Source organism: Chitinophaga sp. NPDC101104, assembly GCF_050277495.1.
Classification (GTDB): domain Bacteria; phylum Bacteroidota; class Bacteroidia; order Chitinophagales; family Chitinophagaceae; genus Chitinophaga.
The window spans coordinates 373,448-399,936 of the sequence record NZ_JBNNSF010000001.1; the positions used below are offsets into that span (position 1 = coordinate 373,448).

The window sequence follows — 26,489 nt, forward strand, 5'->3', positions numbered from 1 at the left end:
CCCGGGACTACGCTAGCCTGGCCGCCAGTTCGCTGGCGTACCGGTGGGCGAAGGTTTCCTTTTCTTCCTGTGGCAGGCGATGATAGGCATCATATCGTTTTTCCCATTGTTCGAAATCATCAGGGTCGCTGTCGGGCGGTTCTACCATCCGCAGGTAATGAACGTAGTGGCCGAATTCATGCGGCAGCGTGCGGTATAATTGGGTGTTCCGCACATTTTCGGGAAGCAGTTCTGCCTGGAGGTATTTTCCATCGTCGATAAATGTATGCCCGTCTTTTTTCAGTCTTTCCAGTTCCTGTTGATCGGAAACCGACAAAGATTTTTTCCATTTCATTTTTCGGGGATAATTCACCGATTCCAGGATGATGGCGGGGCGGATTACGTTTTCGTATTCGTAAGCGTAAACAAGGCGGCCCCAAACGGGCGACAATATTTCTTCTTTCCTTTTGGGTTGCCGGAAAATGATGTACTTCATTTCGCCGTAGTCTGTTGAAGGGATTTGCCGGATGATCTGTTCCACGTCTGAAATGGAGCATGCATGGATGGAGCCTGCGCGTGTGGCTTCGATGAGGAAAAGGAATGGGTGTCCGTTGATAGTGACTTCCCGTTTTTCGATGGGTTTTATTTTTTCGAGGTACGTTTTGCCGTCGGATGACCGGGGGATCGTGAGTTGGTTGTTTTGGCCATAGCCGCGGCGCTCCGTGCCTGTATTCCTGTTTCTTCTTGTCGGGTTGAACATAAGGTGATGGGGATTTTGATGATGAGAGGTTGTATTCCATCAAAAGGATGAGCTGGCATCGGCAGTTACATCTTGTCGGGATTTTGCGAAATTTCCTTGGGGTGTAAAATACAAAAAGGACCGCTTCCGCGATCCTTTTGTGGAGTTTTGCTCCCCCTGTTGGACTTGAACCAACGACCCTCTGATTAACAGTCAGATGCTCTAACCAACTGAGCTAAGGAGGAGTGTTTCCCTCGATTGGGATTGCAAAAATAGACAAAATTTCATTTCTGCAAAATCTATTTTCATTTTTTTTCTCAAATCTTGTTTTCTGATATCTTTATAGCTGCCAGCATTATTTTATGAAGTGGATCCTGTTCAGCATTATTATCCTCTGGAGTACCGCAACCACGGCACAATCCGGGAAAGACAGCATGTTACGCCAACTGGACGAAACCATCCGCCTCACACGCGATTTCGATAACTCGAAATATACCCTCCTCCAGTCGCTGAAACAACAACTCGCCGCCGCAACGTCTCCCGCTTCGCAGTACGACGCCTGCATCCGCCTGTATAATGAATACAAGTCGTTCAACTACGACACCGCTTTTTCTTACGCCCTCCAACTCAAAAAAATCGCCGGCGCCATGAACGACCCCCACCGGTCTGCATACGCCGATATCAAACTCGGGTTCATCCTCCTCTCGTCCGGCATGTTCCGCGAAACCGCCGCCGTTTTCGACTCCCTCCACCCCCAGGCACTCCCCGACACCATGCGCGCCGAATATTACGTGCTCATCCGCAGATATTATTATGACCTCGCCGATTATGTGAACGACTGGTACTATTCCCCACGTTACCTCCGCCTCGCAGGCCTCTACACCGACTCCGCCGCCGCCAGCTACCCCGACGATCATTACGAGCGGCTCTCCTGCCTGGGGTACAAGTTCTTCAAGGAAAACCGCCTCGACTCCGCCCTCCATTACCTCCGCCGCACCATGGCCCTGCCCAACCTCTCCTGGCACCAGCAAGCCATGATCAAGGCGAACATCGGCTCCATATATGTATTCCGGAAACAGTACGACTCCGCCATCGCCATGTTCGCCCAATCCGCCATGGCAGACACCCGCGGCTCCGTCAAGGAAACCACCGCCGCCTTCAACCTCGCCTCACTGCTGTTCCAGACAGGCGATATCAAAAACGCGTCCCGGTACATCGAACGGGCCGTGGAAGACGCCACCTTCTACGGCGCCCGCCAGCGGAAAGTCCAGGTAAGCGCCATCCTCCCCATGATCGAAGGGGAACGGTATTCCGCCGTCGAAAGCGAGAAAAACCGCCTGGTAGTCTACTCCGCCATCGCCACCTTCCTCGTGCTCGCCCTCATCCTCCTCACTTTCATCATCTTCAAACAAATCCGCCGGCTCAAAGCCGCCAAGGAAATCATTACCGACGCCCACCGCCGCCAGCAGGAAATCAACGACAAACTCCTCGAATCCAACCGGATCAAGGAAGAATATATCGGCTATTGCTTCCACATCGCCTCGGCCTACATCGAAAAAATCGAAAAACTAAAAAACCAGGTCGAAACGAAACTCGCCGACCACAAACACGGCGATATCCGCTATATCGTCAATAATATAAATATCAAACAGGAACGGGAAGAGCTGTTCCATAACTTCGACCGCATCTTCCTCCGCATTTTCCCCAACTTCGTGGCCGAGTTCAACTCCTTCTTCCGGGAAGAAGACCAGATACGCCTCAAGGAAAACGAGCTCCTCAATACCGACCTCCGCATCTACGCCCTCATCCGGATCGGTATCTCCGAAAACGAGAAAATCGCCCGCATCCTCGAATACTCCGTCAACACCATTTACGCCTATAAAACCAAAATCCGGAACAAATCCACCCTCCCCAACGACGAGTTCGAAGACCGGATCATGCAAATCAAGATATAAAAACGTTTATATTAAGGATATTTATATGCATTGTTAACCGATTGTAAATCATTCAATTGATTTGCAGTGACGGGCGTTTTGGGCCTTTAATTTCTATACTCGGGCGATAATAGTTTGCCGCCAGTCGCGAACCCGTTTACTTTGAACCGTTCAACCAAAATTGGATTTCACGTTTAGTTTCCACTCCGCAAAAACTATCTCAGTAATTCTTTAAACACTACGTTATGATCAAAATGCGACTGCTTAGCGCGCTGCTGATTTGCCTGACCCTGTTTCTATCCCAGGTGGCCTTCGCCCAGACAAAACCCATTTCCGGCAAGATTACCGACGAAACGGGAAGCGCCATCCCCGGGGCCAGCGTTCAGGCGAAAGGCACCACCATCGGGACGGTTTCCGACCCTACCGGCGCCTTCAAGCTCAACGTGCCCAACCAAACCAAAACGCTCGTGGTCTCCTTCATCGGCTACGCCCCGCAGGAAGTGAGCATCGCCAACCAGTCTGAAATCTCCGTGGTCCTCAAACTGGAAAGCTCCACCCTCACCGACGTGGTGGTGGTAGGATACGGCACCACCCGCAAAAAAGACCTCACCGGCGCCGTTACCTCGCTGAAAGCCAAAGACTTCAATAAAGGGATCGTGGCCGCGCCCGACCAGCTCATCCAGGGCAAAGTGGCCGGCCTCATGATCGTTAACAACTCCGGCGCCCCCGGCGCCGCAGCCACCGTGAGGATCCGCGGCGTATCGTCCGTCCGCTCCGGCAACCAGCCGCTCTACGTGATCGACGGCGTTCCGCTCGACGGCCGCGTGGCCCGCCCGGAAATCAACGCCAACGGCATCGGCCAAACTCCCGCCGCCAACCCGCTCAACTTCGTGAACTCTTTCGATATCGCGTCCATGGACGTGCTGAAAGACGCATCCGCCACCGCCATTTACGGCTCCCGCGGCTCCAACGGCGTCATCATCATCACCACCAAAAAAGGACAGGAAGGCCCCGCCAAACTGGACTTCAACTACTCCATCGGCGCCAGCTCCGCCATGAAAAAACTGGAGGTGCTCAATGCCGAACAGTTCCGTCAAACCCTGAAAAACTACAATTTCGCAGGGGGAGATGAAGGTGGCTCCGCGGAAGGACTGAATTCCATCCTCCGCACCGGCCTCACCCATAATTTTAACGTGGCCGTAAGCGGCGGATCGGAGAATGCCCGCTATCGCGCCGCATTTGGGTTGATGGACCAGGAAGGCATCGTCCTCAAATCCGGCCTGAAAAAATATACCGGCAACCTCACCGGCCAGTTCAAGTTCCTGGAAAGCCGCCGCCTGGGCCTGGATTTCTCCCTCATGGCCGCGCAAACCGTGGAAACCATGGCGCCCATTTCCAACAACGCCGGCTTTACCGGGTCGCTCATCGGCCAGGCGCTCCAATGGAACCCCACGCTCAACCTCCGCAAACCCGACGGCAGCCTCACCATCCTCGGCAGCAACGGCGCGGTAAACCCGCTGGGCATGTCGGAAGCCTGGGACGATAAGGCCGATATCAGCTACCTGCTGGGCAATATCTCCCCGTATTTCAAGATCACCAACGACCTGGAGTACCGCTTCCTCTTCTCGATCAACCGCCAGGCCGGCATCCGCCGCACGGAAATACAGTCGTGGATCAATATCAACGGCGTGAAAGACCTCGGCCAGGCCTACCAGGGAAATGCCGAACTGCTCACCAAACTGTTTACCCACACCCTCAACTATAACAAACAGATCACCGACGCCTTCCATCTCGGCGCCGTAGTGGGGTATGAATACCAGGATTTCCAATACCGCACCACCGACCTCGGCGCCCTGGGATTCAGTACCGACGCGCTGCCCTACACGAGCATCCTCCAGGATCCGCACCAGAGCAACACGTTCATGTCGACCATGGTGCAGCCCAAATCGGAACTGCAGTCGATCTTCGGCCGCGTAACCGCCAACCTGTACGATAAATACCTGTTGACGGCCACCATGCGGGCAGACGGGTCCAACAAATTCGGGAAGAATAACCGTTACGGATATTTCCCCTCGTTTGCGGCGAAATGGAACCTCAGCCAGGAAGATTTCCTCAAAGGCAATTCGTTCGTTCAGCAGCTGGCGATCCGCGCGGGCTGGGGGATCACGGGCAACCAGGAATTCCCCGCAGGCGCCGCGCAGGAACAATTCATGCTCACCGGCGGCGGCGGATCGCGCCAGATCAACGCGGCCAACCCCGACCTGAAATGGGAAAAATCGGCACAGCTGAACGCGGGGATCGATTTCTCCATCCTCCAAAACCGGATCTCCGGTAACGTGGACTATTTCCATAAAAAGACGTCCGACCTCCTGTTCAACTTCATCGCTACCGGCCCCGGCCCCGCCGCCAATGTATGGCGCAACATGCCGGGCGAAATCCTCAACCGCGGTGTGGAACTGGCATTGCGTGGCGAAGTGGTACGCGGGAAGGACCTGGCCTGGAACCTGGGCGTGAACGCCGCTTTCATGAAAAACGAACTGCGGAATTATGAAGGGCCCGATGTACTGACCGGCGCTATCAGCGGACAGGGCGTATCCGGCGCTACCATCCAGCGTTTCGCCAACGGCTATCCGCTCAACGTGTTCTACCTGCGGAAATGGACCGGGCTGAACAAAGACGGCATCAGCGAATACGAAGGCGGCGCCGATAAGAGTTTCTACAGCGGAGACCCCAACCCCCGCACGCTCCTCGGCATCACCACAGACCTCAGCGTGAAGAAATGGTACTTCTCCGTGAACTTCAACGGCGCTTTCGGCCATAAACTGTACAACAACACGGCAAACACGGTACTGGCGATCAACAACCTCTCGTCCCGCAACATCGGGAAAAACCTGCTGAACAACGGGGAAAGCACTTCGAACCCCATCGCCACGTCTACCCGCTACCTCGAAAGCGGCAACTTCCTGAAGCTCACCAACGCCACCATCAGCTATTCCTTCGGCGACATCGGCAAGAATTTCAAGAACCTGAACCTCGCCCTCACCGGTCAGAACCTCTTCGTGATAACCAAATATTCCGGGTTCGATCCGGAAGTGAACACAGACAAAAGCGTGAATGGCGTGAATTCGTTCGGTATCGAGTACATCCCGTACCCCACCGCCCGGAATATCATGTTCAGCGTCGGCGTTTCCTTCTAATTCCGTTTCCCTTTATTAAACCAGATAATCATGCATCTACATAAAAAACTTTCCATCTTCGCCCTGTCTGCCCTCGCATTCGGCGCCTGCACGAAGCTCGACGAAAAACTCGGTTCCACGCTGGTGCGCTCCGAAGCCGAAAAAGTGATCAAGGTGAATTCGCTGCTCATCAACGCTTACAACGATATGCAGCTGCCTTTCCAGGACCAGTCTAACTTCTGGGCCCTGCAGGAAATGCCTTCGGATGAAGCGGTAGCGCCCACCCGCGGCGGCGACTGGGACGATAACGGCGCATGGCGCTCCCTCAAGCTCCACACCTGGACGCCCGAGCATGGCACCATCCAAAACACGTTCACGAACCTCCTCCTGCTGCAATTCTCCGCTACGAACGTGCTCAACTTCAAACCGTCCAAACAACAGGCCGCCGAAGCCCGGTTCATCCGCGCCCTGAGCATGTTCGCGACGCTCGACGGATGGGGACAGGTGCCCTACCGCGAACCGAACGAAAACCTGCTGTTGCCGCCGAAAGTAAAGCCTGCGGCGGAAGCCATAGCATTCATAATCGCCGAGCTGACCGCCATCATCCCCGACCTCCCCGAACGCTCGGGCACCGTAAAAGCCTGGACGGCCAGCAAAGACGCCGCCCGCGCCCTGCTGATGAAATGCTACCTCAACAAGGGCGCTTTCCTCAACCGCTCCAACCCGACGTTCGACGCGGCCGATATGCAACAGGTGATCACCCTGGCCGACCAGGTGATCGGTTCCGGCAGATATTCGCTCGCCAATAATTATTTCGACAACCTCGCGTACAACAACGACGTGATCGGTACCGAGAATATTTTTACCCAGCAGAATGGTCCGGGTCTGAGCACGATCCGCGGCGGCAACGCGGCTTTCTGCCACTGGGCGCCTACTTTGCACTATCACCAGATGCCCAGCGGATGGAACGGTTTCGCGACCACGGCCGCTTTTTATGACCTGTTCGAAGCAACGGACATCCGCCGCGGCGTTGCATATGATGGCGTGACGGACGTGACCGGCACGCGCGTCGGCTTCCTCATCGGCCAGCAGTTCGACAAGAACGGAACGGCGTTGAAAGACCGTAAAGGCAATAATCTCGCCTTTACCCGCGACCTGAAACTCTCCGAATCCGGGAACGACCTCGAGATCAAAGGCATCCGCGTCGTGAAATATCCGCCCGATATGGTGACAGATGGCGGCCATAACAGTAACAACGCCAGCAACGACTGGGTATTCTTCCGCCTGGCAGACGTGATGCTCATGAAAGCCGAAGCCCAACTGCGTACCAATAACGCCGCCGGCGGATTGCTGGTGGTGAACCAGCTCCGTGTGAAGCGCGGCGCCACACCCTTCGCCACCCTCACACTCGCCAACCTGCTCGACGAGCGCGGCCGCGAAATGTATTGGGAAGGATGGCGCCGGCAAGACCTGATCCGCTTCGGGAAATTCCTGCAACCCTGGGACCTCAAGCCCACAGACGATCCGCGGAATCTCCTGTTTCCCATACCCGTAAACGATCTGGCCGTTAACCCCAACCTGAAACAGAATCCGGGATATTAATTCGTAAAGACTGAACAGGAAAATATCCAGGCAGAGGGCGGCACCGCCGTTCTCTGCTGGATTCTTTTTGCAAAAAAATCAGCAAAATATGATCGGTAGAATGTTGAGCCTGTGCCTTCTCATCACCGCTACCACAGCGGCACAGCAGGTAGTGACGCCCGGGAATGTGACCGGCGTGAACATCAGCGGCCAAACCGTCCGCATCACCACCGCAAATGCCAAAGCAGAAATTACCGCCTGGTCGCACAACGTGGTGCGCGTACGGATGGACAGGCAGGAACTGGGGAAGGATTTTTCCTACGCGGTGGTGGCTGCGCCGAAAAACTTCGCGCCCGTCATCACCCAGAACGAAAACGAGATCAGGCTGGAAACGGATTCGCTCGTGGCGCGCATCGGCAAAAAGCCTTTCTCCGTCAACTTTCTCACGAAGAGCGGCGAAGTGCTGCAGGCCGATGAACCGGGGCTCGGCACCTCCTGGATCGGCGAAGAAGTGACGGCTTACAAAACCATGCAGGACGGCGAGCGGTTCCTGGGGCTGGGAGAAAAAACCGGTAACCTCGACCGCCGCGGCAGCTCCTACACCAACTGGAACACCGATGCGTTCGGGTACACCGTCAACCAGGACCCCATCTACGCCACGATCCCGTTTTACATCGGCGTCCATCACGGCAAAAGCTATGGCCTGTTTTTCGATAACAGCTTCCGGACGAATTTCAACTTCGGCGCCAGCAACAACCGTTTTGCGTCGTTTTCCGCGAACAGCGGGGAAATGAATTACTACTTCATCCATCACCCCGAAGTGGCGGGCATTATTTCGGCATACACCTGGCTTACCGGCCGTATGCCGATGCCGCCGATGTGGAGCCTCGGGTATCAGCAGAACCGTTACAGTTATTATCCGGAAGCCGAAGTGATGCGGATCGCGCAAACGCTGCGGGAGAAACAGGTCCCGGCAGACGGCATCACGCTCGACATTCATTACATGGACGCCTACAAGCTCTTCACCTGGAACAAACAGCGCTTTCCCGACCCCGCGGGCATGAACGCCCGCCTGCGGAAAATGGGTTTCCGCACCACGGTGATCGTTGACCCCGGCATCAAAACCGAAGCCAATTATCACGCTTACGAAAGCGGGAAAAAGGCGGACATTTTCATCAAATATTCCGATGGACAATATTACACCGGCCAGGTGTGGCCCGGCTGGTGCCACTTTCCCGATTTCACCGGCGCCAAAGGCCGCAGCTGGTGGAAAGAGCAGGTGAAAGGATATGTGGACGCGGGCGTAGACGGGCTTTGGAACGATATGAACGAGATCGCCACATGGGGGCAGAACATGCCCGACAATGTGCTGTTCGATTTCGAGGGAAGAACGGCCACCCATCGCGAAGCGCATAACGTATACGGATCGGCCATGGTGCGCGCGAGCTACGAAGGCGCACGCGCGGCCATGCAGGGACGCCGGCCTTTCATCCTTACCCGCGCCGGTTACGCCGGCCTGCAACGCTACACCGCCATCTGGACGGGCGACAATCGCGCGGAAGACGATCACATGCTGCTGGGCGTGCGGCTGATGAACAGTTTGGGCCTGAGCGGCGTGGCGTTTTCCGGGATGGACATCGGCGGGTTCACAGGGAACGGGTCTCCCGCCCTGTACGCCCGCTGGATCCAGCTGGGCGCGTTTTTACCGTATTGCCGCAGTCACACCGGCATCAACACCAAATCCGCCGAGCCCTGGGCATTCGGGGAGGAAGTCCTGGAAATCGCGCGGAACTACATCAACCTGCGCTACCGACTCCTGCCGTACCTTTATTCCGGCTTCCACGAAGCCAGCGCCACGGGCATGCCGCTCATGCGCACCCTCGCTATCGGCTACACGCACGACCCCCTCGTCTACGATCCCCGCTTCCAGAACCAGTTCCTCCTCGGCGATGGCATCCTGGTAGCACCGTTCGACAGCAAGCAAACCTACGCGCCGGTGTACCTTCCCGGCGGAGCCTGGTACAATTTATACAACGACGCGAAAGAAACGCCCGGCGAAAAAATGCTGACATTGGGCATGCACACCCTGCCCGTGTTCATCCGCGAAAGCAGCATCATTCCGATGCAGTCGCTGGTTCAGTCGACGGCTGAAAAGCCCACGGACACGCTGTTCCTGCATATTTACAAAGGTGCGCGCAGCCATCGTTTCGAGTATTACGAAGACGATGGCGAAACGTTCGCGTACGAAAAAGGCGCGAGCTTCCGGCGAGTGATAAGCTATGAGCCGGCTGAAGGGAACCTGGTACTGGAGCAGCCGCAAAGCGGCGTCCCGTCTCACTTCCGGCAGATCCAGCTCATATTGCACGGGTTCGGGAGCAGCACGGCGAAAGTGAATGGTACGGAGCGGAAACTGACCGAGAGAGAATGGGTGGCGGTGCAGCCGGTGTCGCGCTTCGATCCGCAGGGCGTGGCCAACCCGGTCGTGAAATGCGCGGTGAAGACGCTCACGCTGCCGAACAACGATCAGTCCATAACTGTAAACGTGGAATAAGCGATTCCTCAAGTAAGGAAAGCAAACGGCCTGGTATTTTATGCCGGGCCGGTTTGTTTACGGCCGGGTGAAAACACAGCGGCCCCGTGTGCGCAGGCGCACCGGGTACCGGCTGAGGTATAGGGCTAACAGGGCGCTGGCCGCGATCGGCACTTTGCGCGTTGGGCTAACCGGATGAAGGCCGATCGGGATCGGGCGCTTCACAGGTACAGGGGTTACACTGTGTTCGGGTCGACAGGCGCAGCGGCGGGAAGGGCTGAACTTCCACGCTTGCGCATTGGGTTAACCGGATGAAGGCCGGTTTGCATCGGCGATGCTTCACAGGTATAGGGTTAACAGGATCGCCAGGGGGATTCGAACCCTCGCTTTCCGGACCAAAACCGGACGTCCTGCCGCTAGGCGAATCTAAAAATGGGTCAACCGGATGAAGGCCGCTTTCGGGCGAAAAATTTCGGGGTTAACCGGATGAATGCCCATTCACAAGGCGTAGGGATAAATCGGGTGCCAGGGGGGATCGAACCCTCGTTTCCCGGACCACAACCGGACGTTCTGCCACTAAACTACAGGCACCATAAAAAAAGCCCGGCCGCGCATGCTGCACGACCGGGCCGGAGTTCCGGGCAACCGCCGTTTCTCGGTTGCCTGGCTACGTGTGTCGTGCGGGCGAAGATTCGCCCCCAGTGTTTCTTTGTGTATGTCTAATCCTTATGTATAGCATTGGCCGTAAATTGAAAAAGCCCCGCAATTGCTTGCGGGGCTTTAGTTATATTGGACTCGTATTATCGTGTTATCCAAGCATTACCTGCTCCGCAATAGGTTCCCCCGCCGCCGCGCGGTGCGCTGACGCCTGAAGAACGATATGTTGAAAATTGCGGTACATGATATGCGTTTTTTAATTTGCTGATGCAAAGATGTAAAGAATTCCGCGATTTTAATAATCCTGCAACGTTTTGTTTTCAAAATTCCCTCTACAGCGTGCAACTTCCCGCATCCATCGGCGTCTTTAGGACGAATTCATTTGATCATTTTTACTGAATTACCCCATGCAAACCGTAGATACTTCCCTGCTTTTCCGGTACTTCGTAGTAGCTGGATTGATCAATACCGCCGTGGCCGTGGTGCTCCTGCTCGTTCGCCGCCGGCGCTCCGCACCCTTTCTGCTGCTGCTGGCGCTCATGATGCTGGTGTCTTTCCAGGCGCTCCTCAATGCATTCGACCATCGCGGTTTCTTCCTCGCCTTCCCGCACCTGAGCCGGGTTTCGTGGTTGAATCTCAGTCTTTTCGGTCCGCTGGTGTACCTGCTCACCCGCAAAATGACCGGCGACGGGCCGCGGCTTTATCTCCGGGATGCGTGGCATGGCATTCCTTTCCTGATCGCATTGGGTGTGCTCAGTCCCTGGTTTTTTCAATCGGCGGATGCGAAACGGCAATTATTGATGGATTTTGAAGGATTGTCGAAGCTGGATTTTGGGTGGATGAACCAGGTGAATTTATGCATGATCTCCGTGTACCTGTTGGCGGCAGTTTACCGGTTGACGCGCTGGAAGCGCACATTACCGGCAGACGCTCCGCCGCAGCAAGCCCTGCGGCTCCGCTGGCTGCACCTGTTCCTGACGAGCCTGCTGGTGATATTGGGGATCTCCGCGCTGGGGTTCTTCGGCCGGAAGTGGGACCTGCCCGGCATCACGCATTTCTACCATTATAATTACGCCGCCATCGTGGTGCTGGTGTATTGGCTCACCTGGAAATGCCAGCACATGCCCGAACTGTTTACGGAGGAAGAAAAATCGGAGGCGAAGAAATACCGCAAATCCGGCCTTGCCGAACCCGTTTTGCTATTCGAAAACCTGCGCCGGTTCATGAAAGAAAACCGTCCATACCTCGATCCGGAATTAACACATGCGGCGCTGGCGGACCTGCTCGGCGTGAAGCGCCACCATCTTTCACAGGTCATCAACACGCATTCCGGCGGCAGCTATTTCGATTTTGTGAACGGTTACCGGGTAGAGGCGGTGAAGCGCATGCTGGCCGATCCGCGGAATCACCACCTCAGCATCCTGGGCATCGCCATGGAATGCGGGTTCCAGAACAAGGCCACTTTCAATGCCGCTTTCCGGAAGGTAACGGGGACCACGCCTTCCGCCTGGCAAAAAGATTGGATGGAAATGAGGTACGAGCCGATGGGCGCGGTCGACGGAACGCGCCATGGCAGCTAGTTTTGCTAAAAAAAAGAAAATGCGTAGAATTTGGATGCTCGCCGCCGGCCTCATGGCGGCCACCGTTGCCAGGGCGCTTCCCGCAACACACGACAGCCTCAAAAGCGTTACCCCCGCGCCCGTGTTCACCCCCGTTCAACTGGCGGAAGATTACCAGGTTTTCTGTAGCGCCCTCCGCGAAGCCCACGCCGGCCTCTATCGCTACACCTCCCGCACTGAAATGGACGCCCTCCTCGGCAAAGGCGCCGCCGGTATCCGAAAAGGCATGACGGAACTGGAGTTTTTCAGGTTTTTATACCCGATCCTGGCCAATATCAAAGACGGACATACGAAATTGCACCGCGAAAACCGGCCCGACGACTGGTACGCATTCCATCAAACCGGGCTGTTCCCCCTCCGGTTATACATCCGCGATGGCCGCGCTTTCGTGACGGGCGGCGGGATCGAAACCGGTGCGGAAATTCTCAAAATCAACGGGCAGCCCCTGTCTTCCATCATTAAAAAATTATCAGACATCGTACTGTCGGACGGCGGCGGCCAAAGCGCGAAATTCCGGGAGCTCGAAAAGTTTTTCGCCGGGTATTATGCCACCTTCTTTGGTCCGCGCAGCGAATTCGACATACAATACAAGGAAGTGATGGGCAAACGCGTTACGCGCAAACTGGAAGGGATCTCCGTTGCGCAGCTGCCGCCAGTTCCAGCGCCCGACACGCCCGCGTTCCGCCTCAGCTGGCCCGAAGGGAAAACGGCCTTCCTCCGTATCAGCGGCTTCGACGAAATGCCGGGGTTCATTCCGGCGGCGTTCGCGGAAATCAAATCCAAAGATGCGGACCGGCTCATCATCGACCTGCGCGATAACCAAGGCGGTGCAGACCGGTTGGGCGTGCAACTGCTGTCGTACCTCGCGAAGCAGCCGTTCCATTATTATCAAAAACTGACGGTGGCCGGCATCGGGCCGTATTCCTTTGCGCAATACGCCTCGTTCCCCCCGGAAATGGAGTACCTGAAACAATTCATTAAAAAGGTAGGCGACGAATATCTTTTTACCGCCAGCGAAGGCCTGGGTGAAAAGCAGCCTGCGGCGGAAAACGTTTTTGGCGGGAAGGTGTGCGTCCTGCAGAACGGGAGCAGCTTTTCCGTGAGCGGGGAATTTGCCGCCGCGGCCCGCGCGATGGGTATAAAAACCGTCGGCGAAGAAAGCGGTGGCGGCCGCACCGGCAATACGAGCGGAGGCTTCGCGATCGTAACGCTACCGCATTCCAGGCTCACGCTGGCCGTGCCGCTGCTGGGATATTACATGCACGGGGCGGAAGCCGGGCCCGGCGGCGTTCCGGCCGATGTAACCGTGCTGCCCACGGTACGCGATGTGCTGGAAGGGCGCGATGTCGTTTTCCAGGAAGCCCTGAAAATGCTGCATGCCGAATAGGCAATGCGCGGCAAATGTTTGTTGGGATGGTGGTTTCCGGATCGCCATCCCATTCTTTTTCCGGGCGCTACTCGCCAAGCCAGGCCTTGAAACCGGCTACTTTTTCGCGGCTGATGATGATCTCGGTAGTGGGGTGCTCCGGCCGGATATCCAGCTTCAGCTTGCCGTTCCACCATACATTGATCCGCGAAATGGCCGGGTAGCTGACTATGAGCTGGCGCGTGGCGCGGAAAAACATGTCGGGCGATACGCATTTCTCAATCTCGCCCAACGACATCGACAGATAATATTCCTTCCCGTCGTGCGTCTTGATATAGCTGATCTTGTCGCGGGAAAAGAAATACGCGATGTCCTGCACCGGTACGGAAATGATGGTTTGACCACGTTTGATGGCGAAGCGTTCCTTGTAGGCCTGTTTTTTCAACAGTTGTTCGAGCATTTGCGCGATGTCCCGGATGTCGGGAACTGGGGTTTGTAAAGTAAGCATGGGAGTCGCATTATTCTTATCAGCAAAGTAAAGCGATCTGAAAACGCCGCGTATCCGGTTAACTACTTATTTTTCGTAACTACTTACATATTTTTTCCGATGAAACGGCAATAATGGCAACCCGGAGGGGGCATTTTACGTACTCAATCGAAAACCGGTTTTTATGCGAAAAATCTGCTTACTGCTATTGTGGGTCAGTGTATTACACGGCTGTTCGTCTAACGACAATAACGATAACTCCCCCGGCGCCGTGACTTTCGGCAGCTGGCGGGTGAGCACATTCTTGGAACGGGGCTCGGACGAAACGGGGGATTTTGCCGGCTATATCTTCACTTTTTCCGCCAACGGACAGGCGCTGGCCGTAAAAGGCGGCGTGAGCAAGGCCGGGAGCTGGTCGATGACCGGCAGTTCCAGGTTCAACGTGGATTTCGGCGCCAAGTCGGACGCCAATAAGCCACTGGGCGAGCTTACGGACGACTGGAAAATCATCTCCGTTTCCGGCTCGCAGATCAAGCTGACAGACGATAATCCGTCCAGTGCGGAATTTTTGACATTCACAAAGAATTGATTTTCAATAAGCGTTTTTTGACCGCTTTCCGACAATTCAATGATCTTAACAACAATACGGATGATGAATATTTAGTATCTTTGTCACTATTCGACTTTGAAAAACCATTTTTGACAAAACATTTGTGACATTAATTATGAGGCGGATGAAAAAACGTTTAAGCAAAAAGATATTCATACTTCCATTTGTAGTCCTTACTTCCCTACTGACTTTGAAGGTTTCTTCCATCGGAAAAAAGAACGCGGGGGTGTTGAAGCCGGTCAAATTACATGCTGCGGCGAGCGCCGCCATGATGTACGATTCATTGGGACTTGAAACCGCGGGTTTGTCGCGCCAGGCGTTCGAGCGGGCGATGACGGGTTATCACAAACTCGTTTCGGAAGGGAAAATCCAGAAAGACAATATCATTTCCATCATCGATTTCAGTTTACCGTCTACCAGCAAGCGATTGTTCGTGATCGACCTGGAGGAAGGGAAAGTGTTGTTCAATACGCTCGTGTCTCACGGCCGGAATTCCGGTAAAGCCATGGCTACTTCATTTTCCAACCGTCCGGAGAGTTTCAAAAGCAGCCTGGGTTTCTACGTAACGGGCGATACTTACCAGGGCCAGCACGGTTATTCGCTGCGCCTGGAAGGGACGGAGCTGGGCATCAACGATAAAGCGATGGAACGCGGGATCGTGATGCACGCGGCCGACTATGTGAACGACAAACTGGGAAAAGCGCAGGGTTATATCGGCAGAAGCCTCGGTTGCCCCGCGGTGCCGGTGAATGTGCATAAGAAGATCATCGGCAGCATCCGGAACGGCACCTGTCTGTTCATTTACAGTCCAGACCGCCAATACCTGGCCTCCAGCCGCGTATTGCAGCCTGCGGCGTAACGGCGGAAGCCGGCAGGATTGTCTATATTGAGACAAATACCGCCGGTGTTATGAAGCAGATACTCCTTTCTCTCTTAATTATTCCACAAGTATTTATAGCAAGCGGATCGCGCAGCGGAGACATCCCGGCGCCATCCGCTTTTTCTTTTCGCGCCGTGCCGCCGGTGGTGCGGATCAACCAGGTGGGATATTTGCCCGGCGGGGTGAAAGTGGCCGTATGGGGCGGTCCTGCGGGGATGACGGTAGCTGCTTTCCGGTTGATAGACGCTTCCAGCGGGGAAGCCGTTTTTACCGCCACGGCCGGTAAGGCCTTCGGCGCGTACGGCCCCTTCGGCCAATCGTACCGCCTGAACTTCTCCGCCTTCCGCACGCCCGGAACGTATTACATCGAAACCCCTTCCGCCAGGTCCCCCGACTTCCGCATCGGGCCCGACGTCTATAAAGGTGCGGCCGATTTTTGCCTGCGCTACCTCCGCCAGCAACGCTGCGGTTTCAATCCCTTCCTCAAGGATTCCTGCCATACCGAAGACGGGTACACGCTATACGGCCCCATGCCCGACAGCACGCGGATCAACGCCATCGGCGGCTGGCACGATGCCAGCGATTATCTCCAGTATTCCACTACTTCCGCCAATACGGTTTATCATCTGCTGGCCGCCTGGCGCGACTTTCCCGGGGTGTTCGGGGACGATCATGCCGCCACGGGGCTTCCCGGCGCCAACGGCGCGCCCGATGTGCTCGACGAAGCGCGCTGGGGGCTCGACTGGTTGCTGAAAATGCATCCGCAGGCCGACTGGCTGTTCAACCAGATCGCCGACGACCGCGATCACCGCGGGATGCGGCTGCCGAAGCTGGATTCCTTTTACGGGCGTGGTTTCGAGCGGCCGGTATACTTTTGTTCCGGCGAGCCGCAGGTGCAGGGCGTGAAATACAAAAAGACGAACCGCAGCACCGGCGTGGCGTCTACCGCGGGCAAATTCGCGAGCGCCTTTGCGCTGGGGCATTCGCTGCTGCAACGGAAAGACGCGGCGTATGCGGAGCGCCTCCTGGAAAGGGCGCACAGCGCCTACAAGCTAGGCCTGGAGAAGCCCGGCGTGCAGCAGACGGCTTCGGTCATGTCTCCCTACATCTACGCCGAAGATAACTGGACGGACGATATGGAACTGGCGGCCGCGGAGCTGTACGGCGTTACCCGCGACGCGAAGTATTTCCGGGAAGGAAGGGCGTATGCGGCGCAGGAGCCCGTGACGCCCTGGCTTGGAAAGGATACGGCGAGCCATTATCAATGGTACCCATTCATCAATCCCGGCCATTACGAACTGGCCAAACGCAGTTCCGGCGCGGCCAGGCGCGAACTGACGGGGTATTATGCCGACGGGATCGAAAGGGTTTGGGCGAAGGCGAAAGACAACGCGTTTTACCGCGGCGTGCCTTTCATCTGGTGCAGCAACAATCTTACCGCCGCCTTCGCGGTCCAATGTTACTGGTACGGCAATCTTACGGCAGACAAGCGTTTCGCGGAACTGGCGCAGGCGAATGTAGACTGGTTGCTGGGTTGTAACCCATGGGGAACGAGTATGGTGTACGGGTTGCCCGCGCATGGGGATACGCCTGTTGATCCGCATTCCGCGTTCACGCACATCGGGAATTACCCGATAGACGGTGGTTTGGTGGACGGGCCGGTGTACGGATCGATCTACGGAAGCCTCATCGGGATTCGGCTCGCGGAAGCTGACGAGTATGCGGCTTTCCAGAGCCCGCTGGTGGTGTACCACGACGACTACGGCGATTACAGCACCAATGAACCTACGATGGATGGTACGGCGGTGCTGATTTACCTGTTGGCGCTAAAGGAAAACGAAGGGCTTACCACTGAAAAAGTAACACCCCGACCAGCAAAATAGTACGCTGGAGACCACTCCTCAGCATGCGCAAAGCCTTGCGCATGTGTTGTTCCACCGTATTGACGGAGATACCCGATCGCTCGGCGATCTCTTTGTTACTGAGCTCTTCTCCCCGGCTGAGGAGGAAAACCTGCCTGCATTTTTCCGGCAGTTGCTGGATGGCGTCCGACAGTTGAAGGGTCAGCTCTTTGTGGGAAAGATAGGATTCCACGTCGTTGGAAGGCGGTGCGGGCCGCGTTTCCTGGAAGATCTCGTATTTGTGGTGGATGGATTGGCGGTGGATGAAATTCAGGACCCGGTTGCGAAGCGCGGTGAAAACATACGCTTTGAAAGAAGTGTGGATTTCGAGCCGGTCTTTCCTTTCCAGCAGTTCGAGGAACACTTCCTGCACAAATTCCCGCGCGGTTTCGCGGTCGCCCGTTTTTTCATATGCTTTTTTCAGCAACATGACGGCATACCTTTCATACAGCGCCTCAAACGCAGACTGGTCGCCGTTCTTCCAGCGGTCCAGCAATATGGAGTCGGTATGTTGAAGAGAGTGTGGAATAGATTCTGGCTGTTTTATCGCAAGTTAAATGTAAGTAAAAATAAGCGGCAAATACAAAGTGAAACCCCGGAAAAATATTTTTTTAAAGGGCGTAACGGTTGATGTTTTATTGATTGTCCTATACGGTAACCGACGCATCAAATCATACATATGAGCGTGACAGACATCAGGCAATTACTGGAAAAATACGAGGCCGGCACATGTTCGCCGGAGGAGCTGAAGGCATTGGAGGCATGGTACGAAAGTTTTCGTCATCCGGACGCTACAGACGCGGGCTGGGAGGCAGACGAAGTGCTGACGCGCGAATTGATGCAGGATTTTCGCGAGATGCAGCGGCGCCGGGAGCGGCTTCTGGGCGGCAATGGCTGGCGCAGCTGGTGGAAAGTGGCGGCGGTGGTGATCCCGCTGGCCGGGATCGGCGCTTTTTTGTGGATGAGCCGTCCGTCGGCGGGCACATCCGTTCCGGGCCCCCTGCTGGCGGAAGCGCCGGCGAAGCCCGACAGCAAACGTTTCATCCAGCTGCCCGACAGCAGTACCGTGGTATTGCGGGAGGGCAGCACCCTCTTATATCCTGTGGCGTTCAACGGTAACGAGCGGGAAGTGACGCTTACCGGCGAAGGGTATTTCGATGTCCGCGAACAGCCCGGAAAGCCCTTCCGCATCCGGTCGGGCAAACTGGTGACCACCGTATTGGGGACGGCCTTCACCATCAAGGCCTATCCCGGCCAGGAGCATGTGACAGTGACGGTCAACAGCGGGAAGGTGAAGATCGAAGAACATGACAGCAACAAGCTGCTGGGCATTTTACAGCAAGACCAGCAGATCGTATATGAAAACTCGGCCGCCGTGGCGGAAACGCGCCGCGTAAAAGCGGAAGAAAGCGTGACCTGGCTGAAGAAGGGGATGGATTTCAATTCCGTGCCTTTCGGCGACATCGCGGAACAGATCGCCGGGCAATACCAGGTTAGCATCGAATTCGCCAGCGAATCGTTGCGCAACTGCAGGATCAGGGCCACCTTCGAGGGTACCGAAACGCTCGACCAGGTGCTGTTCGTTTTATGCACGGTCGGCAACACCACCTATACCCATTCCGCGAAAGGGATCATCATCAGCGGAGAAGGCTGCATGGAAACAGACAGCAGTATCGTCCGTTAACAAAAAAGACAGAAAGCTAAAAATAGATCGGTAACCAAAATCACACACATGGATCGGATCATGACGAGGCAGCCGTGCCTGCGCCATTAACGAAAAACCCCTCCGTACTGTGGCAGGTCGGGAGGGGAAGGTCTAAAACGTAAACAGCCTGTTGGGGCTGATTCTTCATCATTTTAAACTATTGCAAGTTATGCAAAAATCAGCGGTTTTTGCTAATGGTCGGCTATTGCCATTACTGTACAAAGCGGTTTATTCCACGCAAATGCGTTTTGTTATGAGATTTAGTCTCTCTCTCCTGCTCTTCATGATCGTGGGGCTCCAGCTGATGGTAGCTTCCCCGCTCAAAGGCCAGGCGCTGGATGAAAAGAAAATTACGATGGAAGCACCCAACATCACGCTGGAAAAGGCGCTGGTGCAGCTGGAGAAACTCTCTGGTTTCAGGGTCGCTTTCGCTACCGAGAAAGTGCAGCGGCACCACCGGGTTTTCATGCCCATGGGTACGCGCAGCGTCAGCGCGGCGCTGGAATCCTTACTGCAAAACACGGGAATGGTGTACCGCTACGCGGAAAATACCATCCTGATCGTATCGCAGCCCAGGGAAACCCCCGTTGCCCACGCGGCTCCGGCAGCAGCGGCAGACTCCACTTTCCCCCTGCGCGGAAAAGTCCTGGATGAAACCGGATTGCAGTTGCCCGGGGTTTCCATCCGGGTGAAAGGCACCACCCGCGGCGTCTATTCCGATGGCGGCGGACAGTTCGTTTTGGAAGTATCCCGCGGCGAAGTAATCCTCTTCTCTTCCGTAGGCTCCATCCAGCAGGAACATATCGTGTCCGGCTCCGCGCCCATTTCTATCGTTATGGTGGCCGACCACCGTAAACTGGAAGACGTGGTGATCGTGGGATATGGCACCCAGCGCAAAGCGAACCTTACCGGCGCCGTGAGCACCGTAGACGTGAAGCGCACCCTCGAAGCCAGGCCCATCACCGACATCGGCCGCGGCCTCCAGGGCGCCGTTCCGGGCCTCACCATCACCACCGCCAGCGGTGACCTCGGCCGAAACCCCAACATCCGCCTCCGCGGTATGACCGGCTCCCTCAATGGCGGCGGCACACAGCCCCTCATCCTGGTAGACGGTGTGGAAGTGACCAGCCTGCAAATGGTAAACCCCCAGGATATCGCCGATATGTCTGTCCTCAAAGACGCCGCGTCCGCCGCCATCTACGGCCCCCGCGCCGCATGGGGCGTTATCCTCATCACCACCAAAAGCGGCAAGAAAGGCGCTCCCGCCACCATCAACTACAGCAACAACTTCTCCTGGTCCAAACCCCTCAACCTCCCCGAAGTGGCAAAAGCCTCCGATTGGGCTTCCATGGTACTGGACGTTAGACGGCGGACCACCAATAACCCCAATCTCATCTCGTTCCCCACACTGGGCATGACGTACGATACCCAAAGCATCCGGAAGATCAGGGAATGGGAAGAAAAATACAGTGGGGTAGACCTGGGCGATGAAATGGTCATCGGCCGGGATTATGAAGTCCGCGGTGGCGCGTTTTACCCCATCCGTACCTGGGATGCCGCCGGCAAATGGATGAAGAAAACCGCCCTGCAGCAGAAGCACGACCTGTCGTTCTCCGGCGGCGGCGATAAAACGGTGTACCACCTCAGCCTCGGCTACCTCAACCAAACCGGTATCCTCAAGGTGAAAAACGACCGGTTCGACCGGTATAACGCCACTTTCAATATCAATACCGCGGTGAAGGATTGGATGGACGTCCGCGGGAAGATGATGTTCTCCCAATCGAACCTCACCCAGCCGTTCAGCTATTCCGCCGCCACATACGGCCCCTGGTATTACCTCTACCGCTGGCCGCTGACCTACCCTTACGGCACATTGGGCGGGCAGCCCATGCGCAGCGTTATCATGGAAATGCAGCAAAGCCAGATGGACCGTGCCCGCTCGAACTTCAACCGGGTACAGATCGGCACCACGATCCGGCCGATGGAAGGTTTGTCGATCGACGTCGACTATACGTATTCCACCACCAACACCCGGATCCACCAGGTGGGCGGGAAATTGCGCGGCATCAACTTCTGGAATGCCGGCAACCTCGAATACGCCGAAGATTTCCAGGGCCCCGCTTTCGATATGGTGCGCGACAGGTCGGGCTACAACACCCTGCACACGGGCCGCGCCTTCGCCACATATACGAAATCGCTGAATGAATCGCATAATTTCAAAGTGATCGTAGGTACCGACGTAGACCAGTATACCAGCGGTTACAACAGTTCCGAAAGGAGAAAGCTCATCGATCCGAATTTCGGGGAGATCAGCCTGGCGCTGGGCGACCAGTTCGTGGGCGGCGACGCCAGCCATTGGGCCACCAACGGTTACTTTGCGCGCGTGAACTACGATTATAAAAACAAATACCTGCTGGAAGTGAACGGCCGTTACAACGGTTCGTCGTGGTTCCCGGTGAACGACCAATGGGCGTTTTTCCCTTCGGCTTCCGTGGGGTACGTGATCACCGAAGAGCAGTTCATGGACGATCTGAAGCCGGCGGTTTCGTTCCTGAAGCTCCGGGGCTCCTGGGGCCAGGTGGGCAACCAGAACCTCGGCGGTTACCGCTTCCTGTCTGTCATGAACTCCGCGAACAGCGGATGGCTCGTGGGCGGCAACAATATGCTGACGTTCTCGTCTCCCGGCCTCGTTTCCCCTACATTGACCTGGGAAAAAGTGACGACGCTCGACTTCGGTGTAGACGCCCGGTTCTTCGACAACAAATTCGGCGTCACGTTCGACTGGTACAACCGCGTTACGTCTGACATGATCACCCAAACCGTGGGCGTTCCGTCTACCCTCGGCACCTCGGCCCCCGTGCTTAATTTCGGGGAATTGACGACGAAAGGATGGGAACTGGCGCTGGACTGGAACCACCGTACCGAAAGCGGCGTCGGCATCAACCTGACCGCTGCCGTTACGGACTTCACCGAAACGCTGACCAAATTCGTAAGCGCCACCAGGAACATCTACGGCAACTACGAAGGCCGGGTGCTGGGCGAAATCTGGGGTTATGAAACCGACCGTATTTTCCAGGAAGGAGACTTTACCCAGGCCGGCGGCGTTTGGGTGCCGAAGGAAGGGATTCCCGACCAGACGGAGCTCACCCGCGGCAGCGGCTGGTTCCGCTACGGCCCCGGCGATATCAAGTATAAAGATATTACCGGCGATGGAAAAGTGACCTTCGGGAAAGAAACCGTCGATGACCACGGAGACCTCCGCATCATCGGGAATTCCACCCCCCGCTACCAGTACAGCTTCCGCGCCGGGGGCGACTGGAAAGGCATCGACCTCAGCGTTTTCTTCCAGGGAGTAGGCAAAAGGGATTACTGGGCTTCCGGGCCGGTAGTGATCCCCGGGTTCCGCGAAGCCGAGGCATGGTACGCGCACCAGCTCGATTACTGGACGCCTTCCAACCCCAATGCTTTCTATCCCCGCCCCACCAACCACGAACAACTGGAAAGCTCGAAGAACTTCTACCGCCAAACGAAGTATATGCTGAACATGTCGTACCTGCGCCTCAAAAACCTCACGCTCGGGTACACCCTGCCGCAGCACCTCATCAGCCGCGCCAAAATCAAAACCGCCCGCATTTATGTAGCCGGCGAAAACCTGGTGACGTTCGATAAGCTCGACGTTCCCATCGATCCCGAAATTGACTACCTGCCCGAACAATCCGACCGGAACTCCTTCGGCCGCGTGTACCCTTACCGCGCCGAATATTCCGTAGGCCTGCAGATCACTTTCTAATCGATTTAAACTGACTGTATATGAAACGCAAAATATTCGCACTTTTATTCGCAGCAACCCTGGCCGGAGGATGCAACAAGGAATTCCTCGTGCGCATGCCGCTCGACCAACTCACCGATCAGACGTACTGGACATCCGAGGAGAACGTCCGCGCGTTCGCTTACCGGTTTTACACCGCTTATTTCCCCGGCTTCAATTCCGGGTACACCTGGTCTAACTACACTTATCTCGGGCAAGGCCTGAACGACGATTTTTCGCCGGAAACGCCCAATCCCTTCACCAAACAGGTGCCCAACACCTCTTCCAACTGGGGCTTCACCCGGGTGAGGGACGCCAACCTCATGCTGGCACGCGTACAGGCGATGCCGAACCTGCAAACCGCCGCCCGCGAACATTGGATGGGCGTTGCCCGGTTCTTCCGCGCCATGGCGTATTACCAGCTCGTGAACGATTATGGCGACGTGCAGTGGTACGATCGCCCCGTTGATATCGTCGAGGAAAAAGAGCTCTTCAAGCCCCGCGACGCCCGCACGCTGGTGATGGACCACATGCAGGAAGACCTTGAATACGCGGCCGCCAAAATCCGTGCGGAAGACGGCGCCATCGGGCTGAACGTTACCAAATGGGTGGCGCTCGCTTTCATGTCGAGGATCATGCTGTTCGAAGGCACCTGGCAAAAATACCAGGCCGCCAACAACGATAAATCCAAAAAGTACCTCGAAGCCGCCAAATGGGCCGCCAACGAGATCATCACGAAAGGCAGTTTCAGCTTTTCCCACGGCTACCGGCTATCGTTCAACTCGCTAGACCTCGCTTCCAACAAGGAAATGATCATGTACCGCAGCTACATGCCCGGTTTATTGACGCATTCCATGATGAGTTATGTGAACACCGATGCGCAGGTGGGGCCCTCCAAAAACCTCGTGGAATCGTACCTCTGCAAAGACGGGCTCCCCATCGGTCTTTCTCCGCTTTACAAAGGCGATAAGACCATCGCCGACGTGCTGACCGACCGCGATCCCCGGCTGCGCCAGACCGTAGCGCCCGCGCTGCGGCCCAACGGGTCGAAGGGCCGGTTCAATAACTACGCGGTTTCCAGCTCGGGATATGCGCACCATAAATTCCTCAACGAGGAAATCGCGGCATTACCCAATGGTACGAGCAATCTGAACGACACCGATGCCCCCGTGATCCGGTACGGCGAAGTGCTCATGAACTATGCGGAAGCCTGTGCGGAACTGGGTACCCTTTCGCAGGCCGACCTCGACAAATCGATCAACAAACTACGGGCGCGGCCGGTAGACAATGCCGATCCCCTGCCGCCGCTCCAGGTGGTGGGCGGGCAGCCTGCCGTGAACGGAGTGGTGTACGACGATCCCGCGCGCGACCCCGGTGTGCCGGCCCTGATCTGGGAAATCCGTCGCGAGCGCCGGGTGGAGCTCAGTATGGAAGGGTTCCGGCTCGATGATTTGCGCCGCTGGAAAAAAATGGGCTATGCAGATACCCGCGCCAATTCGGACATCAACCGTGGGGCCTGGATCAAGCGGTCGGAATGGGAGAAAGCCGGCGGCGGCTCCTGGCTCGTGAATGTTACGCTGACCGGTGCAGACGAAGGTTACATCATTCCATCCGTTTCCGCGAATGCCGACAGGATTTTTGACAACGAGCGCGTATATTTGACCCCGATCCCTGCCGATCAGATCAAAATATTCTCCGATAAGGGATATGAGCTGAAGCAGAATCCTCTTTGGTCAAATTAAAACTCCTTGATTTATGTTGCTGGCACTGACGCAATCGCGGATTTTTACCGGAAAAGAAACAAGAACAGGCGAGGCCCTGTTACTGGAAAACGGAAGGATTTTAGGACTGGTCAGTGAAAACAGCATCCCTTCAGATTATTACATCATCCATCATCCCGGGATGACGATCGTTCCGGGACTGCTGGATTTGCAGATATACGGAGGAGGCGGCGTACTTTTTTCGGACGCCCCCTCCTCCGCTGCTTTGTACGATATGGCCGCGGGGCTCGTGAAAACCGGGACGTCGGGTTTCCTCATCACCCTGGCCACCAACCGGCTGGAAGTGTTCGAAGCGGCGATGGACGTGGTCAGGGAAAATCCGCATCCCGCCGTGCTGGGCCTTCATCTCGAAGGGCCGTACATCAATCCCGTAAAGCGCGGCGCCCACATCCTGGACTGTATCCGCAAACCGGAGCGCAGGGAAGTGGAAGCGCTCCTCAAGCGCGCCGCCGGCACCGTCAAAATGATGACCATCGCGCCGGAAATGATGGATGCAGACATCATCCGGCTCCTGCTGGACCATGGCGTGGTATTATCCGCCGGCCATAGCAATGCCACTTTTGAAGAAGGAAAAGCCGGTTTCGACGCCGGTATCCAGACGGCCACGCACCTTTTCAACGCCATGAGCCCGTTCCATCACCGCGATGTAGGGCTTCCCGGCGCGGTGTACCAGTCCAACGCGCATGCCAGCATCATCCCCGACGGGATCCATGTGAGCTACGAAGCTTTGTCGATCAGCAAGAAAGTCATGGGCGAGCGATTGTTCCTCATTACCGATGCGGTGGAGAAAAGCGAAGGCGCATATCCGCACGTCCGGCAAAAGGATCGCTTTACGTTACCGGACGGCACGCTTTCCGGCTCGGCGATCACGCTGGCGGAAGGCATCCGCAATTGCGTGCAGCATGCGGGTATCCCGTTTGAAGAAGCGGTACGGATGGCTACGGTGTACCCAGCGAAACTAATGGGATATACAGACATCGGCGCCGTTCGCGCAGGATTCCGCGCCAACCTCACTTTGCTCGATGCAGCCGGTAATCCCGGAGGCGTGTACCTCGACGGGCAATTCCATCAATAATATTTCCGGAAAAGAAACAGGGAGGCCGGGCGCAGAAAGTGCCCGGCCTTTTCAATTGTTGTCTTGTTAAACCTTATTGAAGCTTGTTTACTTATGGACGAATTTGGGATAGACGAGGATGGTGGAATCGTGATGCCAGTTGAAGCGGTACCCGGAATCGGTGACGTGTATGCGGCCGGAATAATTCACGTTTTTGAAGTTGATCTTGAACGGATATGAGCCATTGGCGGTAGTGTGAAAGGCGATAAACATTTGCGCGGGCGAATACGTGGTGGTATGCGGCAGATGCCCGTAAGGTTGCGTTACGCCGAAAGTCAACGCTCCGCTGTTGATCAGGTTGAGGTGACTGAATGCAACATAATCGTAATTGTAGGTTTCCCAGGTGCGCACGATGATCCCCAGGTACGAATTGGAGGTCTGCGGTTGAACGACCAGCCGGTTAGTGATGAGGGGAATGGAATCGTGCAGGGTGTCTGTCGGGATCGTGTCTGTGGGAATGGTGTCGATCGTGTCAATAGGAATGGAATCCGCCAGGCTGGATAGGGTGGATTTTGCCAGTTGCTGGTCGGACAGCACCTTGTTTTCCTTGGTGCAGGAATACATGCCGTACAGCGCGGCGAAAGCAAGGGCAAGATAGAGCATGGGTTTTTTCATTGCATGA

General features: G+C 56.0%; 17 protein-coding genes and 2 tRNA genes. 13 read left to right on the top strand and 6 right to left on the bottom strand.

Annotated features, from left to right (window positions below; translation table 11 throughout):
- Positions 1–7 precede the first annotated feature (7 nt).
- Entirely contained in the window at positions 8–739 is a 732-nt protein-coding gene (locus ACQKLP_RS01675) for a hypothetical protein (RefSeq protein WP_427319450.1), read from the bottom strand.
- 150 nt (positions 740–889) lie between these two features.
- A tRNA-Asn gene (locus ACQKLP_RS01680) sits at positions 890–963 on the bottom strand.
- 117 nt (positions 964–1,080) lie between these two features.
- Here ACQKLP_RS01680 and ACQKLP_RS01685 point away from each other — a divergent pair.
- The 4 genes from ACQKLP_RS01685 to ACQKLP_RS01700 all read left to right on the top strand — a co-directional run bounded on the left by ACQKLP_RS01685 (position 1,081) and on the right by ACQKLP_RS01700 (position 9,960).
- Positions 1,081–2,673 carry a DUF6377 domain-containing protein gene (locus tag ACQKLP_RS01685; RefSeq protein WP_427319452.1) on the top strand — a complete coding sequence of 531 codons (1,593 nt, stop codon included), beginning with the start codon at positions 1,081–1,083 and terminating at the stop codon, positions 2,671–2,673.
- A 224-nt stretch (positions 2,674–2,897) separates the two neighbouring features.
- Positions 2,898–5,849 carry a SusC/RagA family TonB-linked outer membrane protein gene (locus ACQKLP_RS01690; protein WP_427319454.1) on the top strand — a complete coding sequence of 984 codons (2,952 nt, stop codon included), beginning with the start codon at positions 2,898–2,900 and terminating at the stop codon, positions 5,847–5,849.
- Positions 5,850–5,879: 30 nt separating this feature from the next.
- Positions 5,880–7,430, top strand: a complete 1,551-nt coding sequence (locus tag ACQKLP_RS01695) for a RagB/SusD family nutrient uptake outer membrane protein (RefSeq protein ID WP_427319456.1) — start codon at positions 5,880–5,882, stop codon at positions 7,428–7,430.
- A gap of 88 nt (positions 7,431–7,518) precedes the next feature.
- A complete protein-coding gene (locus ACQKLP_RS01700) occupies positions 7,519–9,960 on the top strand; it encodes a TIM-barrel domain-containing protein (RefSeq protein WP_427319458.1) in 2,442 nt (813 codons plus the stop codon).
- A 499-nt stretch (positions 9,961–10,459) separates the two neighbouring features.
- On the opposite strand, the gene ACQKLP_RS01705 is transcribed toward ACQKLP_RS01700, so the two are convergent.
- Positions 10,460–10,531, bottom strand: a tRNA-His gene (locus ACQKLP_RS01705).
- A 472-nt stretch (positions 10,532–11,003) separates the two neighbouring features.
- Here ACQKLP_RS01705 and ACQKLP_RS01710 point away from each other — a divergent pair.
- Both ACQKLP_RS01710 and ACQKLP_RS01715 read left to right on the top strand, forming a co-directional pair.
- Complete coding sequence (locus tag ACQKLP_RS01710) at positions 11,004–12,176, top strand: helix-turn-helix domain-containing protein (protein WP_427319460.1); 1,173 nt, start codon at positions 11,004–11,006, stop codon at positions 12,174–12,176.
- 19 nt (positions 12,177–12,195) lie between these two features.
- A complete protein-coding gene (locus tag ACQKLP_RS01715) occupies positions 12,196–13,602 on the top strand; it encodes a S41 family peptidase (protein WP_427319462.1) in 1,407 nt (468 codons plus the stop codon).
- A 67-nt stretch (positions 13,603–13,669) separates the two neighbouring features.
- On the opposite strand, the gene ACQKLP_RS01720 is transcribed toward ACQKLP_RS01715, so the two are convergent.
- Positions 13,670–14,089 carry a LytTR family DNA-binding domain-containing protein gene (locus ACQKLP_RS01720; RefSeq protein WP_341842333.1) on the bottom strand — a complete coding sequence of 140 codons (420 nt, stop codon included), beginning with the start codon at positions 14,087–14,089 and terminating at the stop codon, positions 13,670–13,672.
- Positions 14,090–14,252: 163 nt separating this feature from the next.
- On the opposite strand from ACQKLP_RS01720, the gene ACQKLP_RS01725 reads away from it, so the two are divergent.
- From ACQKLP_RS01725 to ACQKLP_RS01735, 3 genes are all read left to right on the top strand, one after another.
- On the top strand, positions 14,253–14,657 hold the full coding sequence (locus ACQKLP_RS01725; RefSeq protein WP_427319464.1) for a hypothetical protein: 405 nt from the start codon (positions 14,253–14,255) through the stop codon (positions 14,655–14,657).
- 145 nt (positions 14,658–14,802) lie between these two features.
- Positions 14,803–15,537: a murein L,D-transpeptidase catalytic domain family protein gene (locus ACQKLP_RS01730; protein ID WP_427319466.1), complete on the top strand. Its 735-nt coding sequence runs from the start codon at positions 14,803–14,805 to the stop codon at positions 15,535–15,537.
- Between the two features lie 50 nt (positions 15,538–15,587).
- Complete coding sequence (locus ACQKLP_RS01735) at positions 15,588–17,441, top strand: glycoside hydrolase family 9 protein (RefSeq protein ID WP_427319468.1); 1,854 nt, start codon at positions 15,588–15,590, stop codon at positions 17,439–17,441.
- On the opposite strand, the gene ACQKLP_RS01740 is transcribed toward ACQKLP_RS01735, so the two are convergent.
- The gene (locus ACQKLP_RS01740) at positions 17,404–17,955 is read right to left on the bottom strand and encodes an RNA polymerase sigma-70 factor (RefSeq protein WP_427319470.1); all 552 of its coding nucleotides are present in this window, start codon (positions 17,953–17,955) and stop codon (positions 17,404–17,406) included. The genes ACQKLP_RS01735 and ACQKLP_RS01740 overlap by 38 nt on opposite strands.
- 183 nt (positions 17,956–18,138) lie before the next feature.
- On the opposite strand from ACQKLP_RS01740, the gene ACQKLP_RS01745 reads away from it, so the two are divergent.
- The 4 genes from ACQKLP_RS01745 (at position 18,139) to nagA (ending at position 25,828) form a co-directional block, all read left to right on the top strand.
- The gene (locus tag ACQKLP_RS01745) at positions 18,139–19,143 is read left to right on the top strand and encodes a FecR family protein (protein WP_427319472.1); all 1,005 of its coding nucleotides are present in this window, start codon (positions 18,139–18,141) and stop codon (positions 19,141–19,143) included.
- A gap of 274 nt (positions 19,144–19,417) precedes the next feature.
- Positions 19,418–22,954 carry a TonB-dependent receptor gene (locus ACQKLP_RS01750; RefSeq protein WP_427319474.1) on the top strand — a complete coding sequence of 1,179 codons (3,537 nt, stop codon included), beginning with the start codon at positions 19,418–19,420 and terminating at the stop codon, positions 22,952–22,954.
- A 20-nt stretch (positions 22,955–22,974) separates the two neighbouring features.
- A complete protein-coding gene (locus ACQKLP_RS01755; protein ID WP_427319476.1) occupies positions 22,975–24,714 on the top strand; it encodes a RagB/SusD family nutrient uptake outer membrane protein in 1,740 nt (579 codons plus the stop codon).
- A 13-nt stretch (positions 24,715–24,727) separates the two neighbouring features.
- Positions 24,728–25,828 carry an N-acetylglucosamine-6-phosphate deacetylase gene (gene nagA, locus ACQKLP_RS01760; RefSeq protein ID WP_427319478.1) on the top strand — a complete coding sequence of 367 codons (1,101 nt, stop codon included), beginning with the start codon at positions 24,728–24,730 and terminating at the stop codon, positions 25,826–25,828.
- Between the two features lie 87 nt (positions 25,829–25,915).
- Here the strand turns inward: nagA and ACQKLP_RS01765 are convergent, their stop codons facing one another.
- Positions 25,916–26,482 carry a hypothetical protein gene (locus ACQKLP_RS01765; protein ID WP_427319480.1) on the bottom strand — a complete coding sequence of 189 codons (567 nt, stop codon included), beginning with the start codon at positions 26,480–26,482 and terminating at the stop codon, positions 25,916–25,918.
- Positions 26,483–26,489 lie beyond the last annotated feature (7 nt).

Excerpts from the sequence above, each read along its gene's own strand:
- ACQKLP_RS01675 (WP_427319450.1), bottom strand. The coding sequence starts at position 739 with ATGTTCAACCCGACAAGAAGAAACAGGAATACAGGCACGGAGCGCCGC.
- ACQKLP_RS01685 (WP_427319452.1), top strand. The coding sequence starts at position 1,081 with ATGAAGTGGATCCTGTTCAGCATTATTATCCTCTGGAGTACCGCAACC.
- ACQKLP_RS01690 (WP_427319454.1), top strand. The coding sequence starts at position 2,898 with ATGATCAAAATGCGACTGCTTAGCGCGCTGCTGATTTGCCTGACCCTG.
- ACQKLP_RS01695 (WP_427319456.1), top strand. The coding sequence starts at position 5,880 with ATGCATCTACATAAAAAACTTTCCATCTTCGCCCTGTCTGCCCTCGCA.
- ACQKLP_RS01700 (WP_427319458.1), top strand. The coding sequence starts at position 7,519 with ATGATCGGTAGAATGTTGAGCCTGTGCCTTCTCATCACCGCTACCACA.
- ACQKLP_RS01710 (WP_427319460.1), top strand. The coding sequence starts at position 11,004 with ATGCAAACCGTAGATACTTCCCTGCTTTTCCGGTACTTCGTAGTAGCT.
- ACQKLP_RS01715 (WP_427319462.1), top strand. The coding sequence starts at position 12,196 with ATGCGTAGAATTTGGATGCTCGCCGCCGGCCTCATGGCGGCCACCGTT.
- ACQKLP_RS01720 (WP_341842333.1), bottom strand. The coding sequence starts at position 14,089 with ATGCTTACTTTACAAACCCCAGTTCCCGACATCCGGGACATCGCGCAA.
- ACQKLP_RS01725 (WP_427319464.1), top strand. The coding sequence starts at position 14,253 with ATGCGAAAAATCTGCTTACTGCTATTGTGGGTCAGTGTATTACACGGC.
- ACQKLP_RS01730 (WP_427319466.1), top strand. The coding sequence starts at position 14,803 with ATGAAAAAACGTTTAAGCAAAAAGATATTCATACTTCCATTTGTAGTC.
- ACQKLP_RS01735 (WP_427319468.1), top strand. The coding sequence starts at position 15,588 with ATGAAGCAGATACTCCTTTCTCTCTTAATTATTCCACAAGTATTTATA.
- ACQKLP_RS01745 (WP_427319472.1), top strand. The coding sequence starts at position 18,139 with ATGAGCGTGACAGACATCAGGCAATTACTGGAAAAATACGAGGCCGGC.
- ACQKLP_RS01750 (WP_427319474.1), top strand. The coding sequence starts at position 19,418 with ATGAGATTTAGTCTCTCTCTCCTGCTCTTCATGATCGTGGGGCTCCAG.
- ACQKLP_RS01755 (WP_427319476.1), top strand. The coding sequence starts at position 22,975 with ATGAAACGCAAAATATTCGCACTTTTATTCGCAGCAACCCTGGCCGGA.
- nagA (WP_427319478.1), top strand. The coding sequence starts at position 24,728 with ATGTTGCTGGCACTGACGCAATCGCGGATTTTTACCGGAAAAGAAACA.
- ACQKLP_RS01765 (WP_427319480.1), bottom strand. The coding sequence starts at position 26,482 with ATGAAAAAACCCATGCTCTATCTTGCCCTTGCTTTCGCCGCGCTGTAC.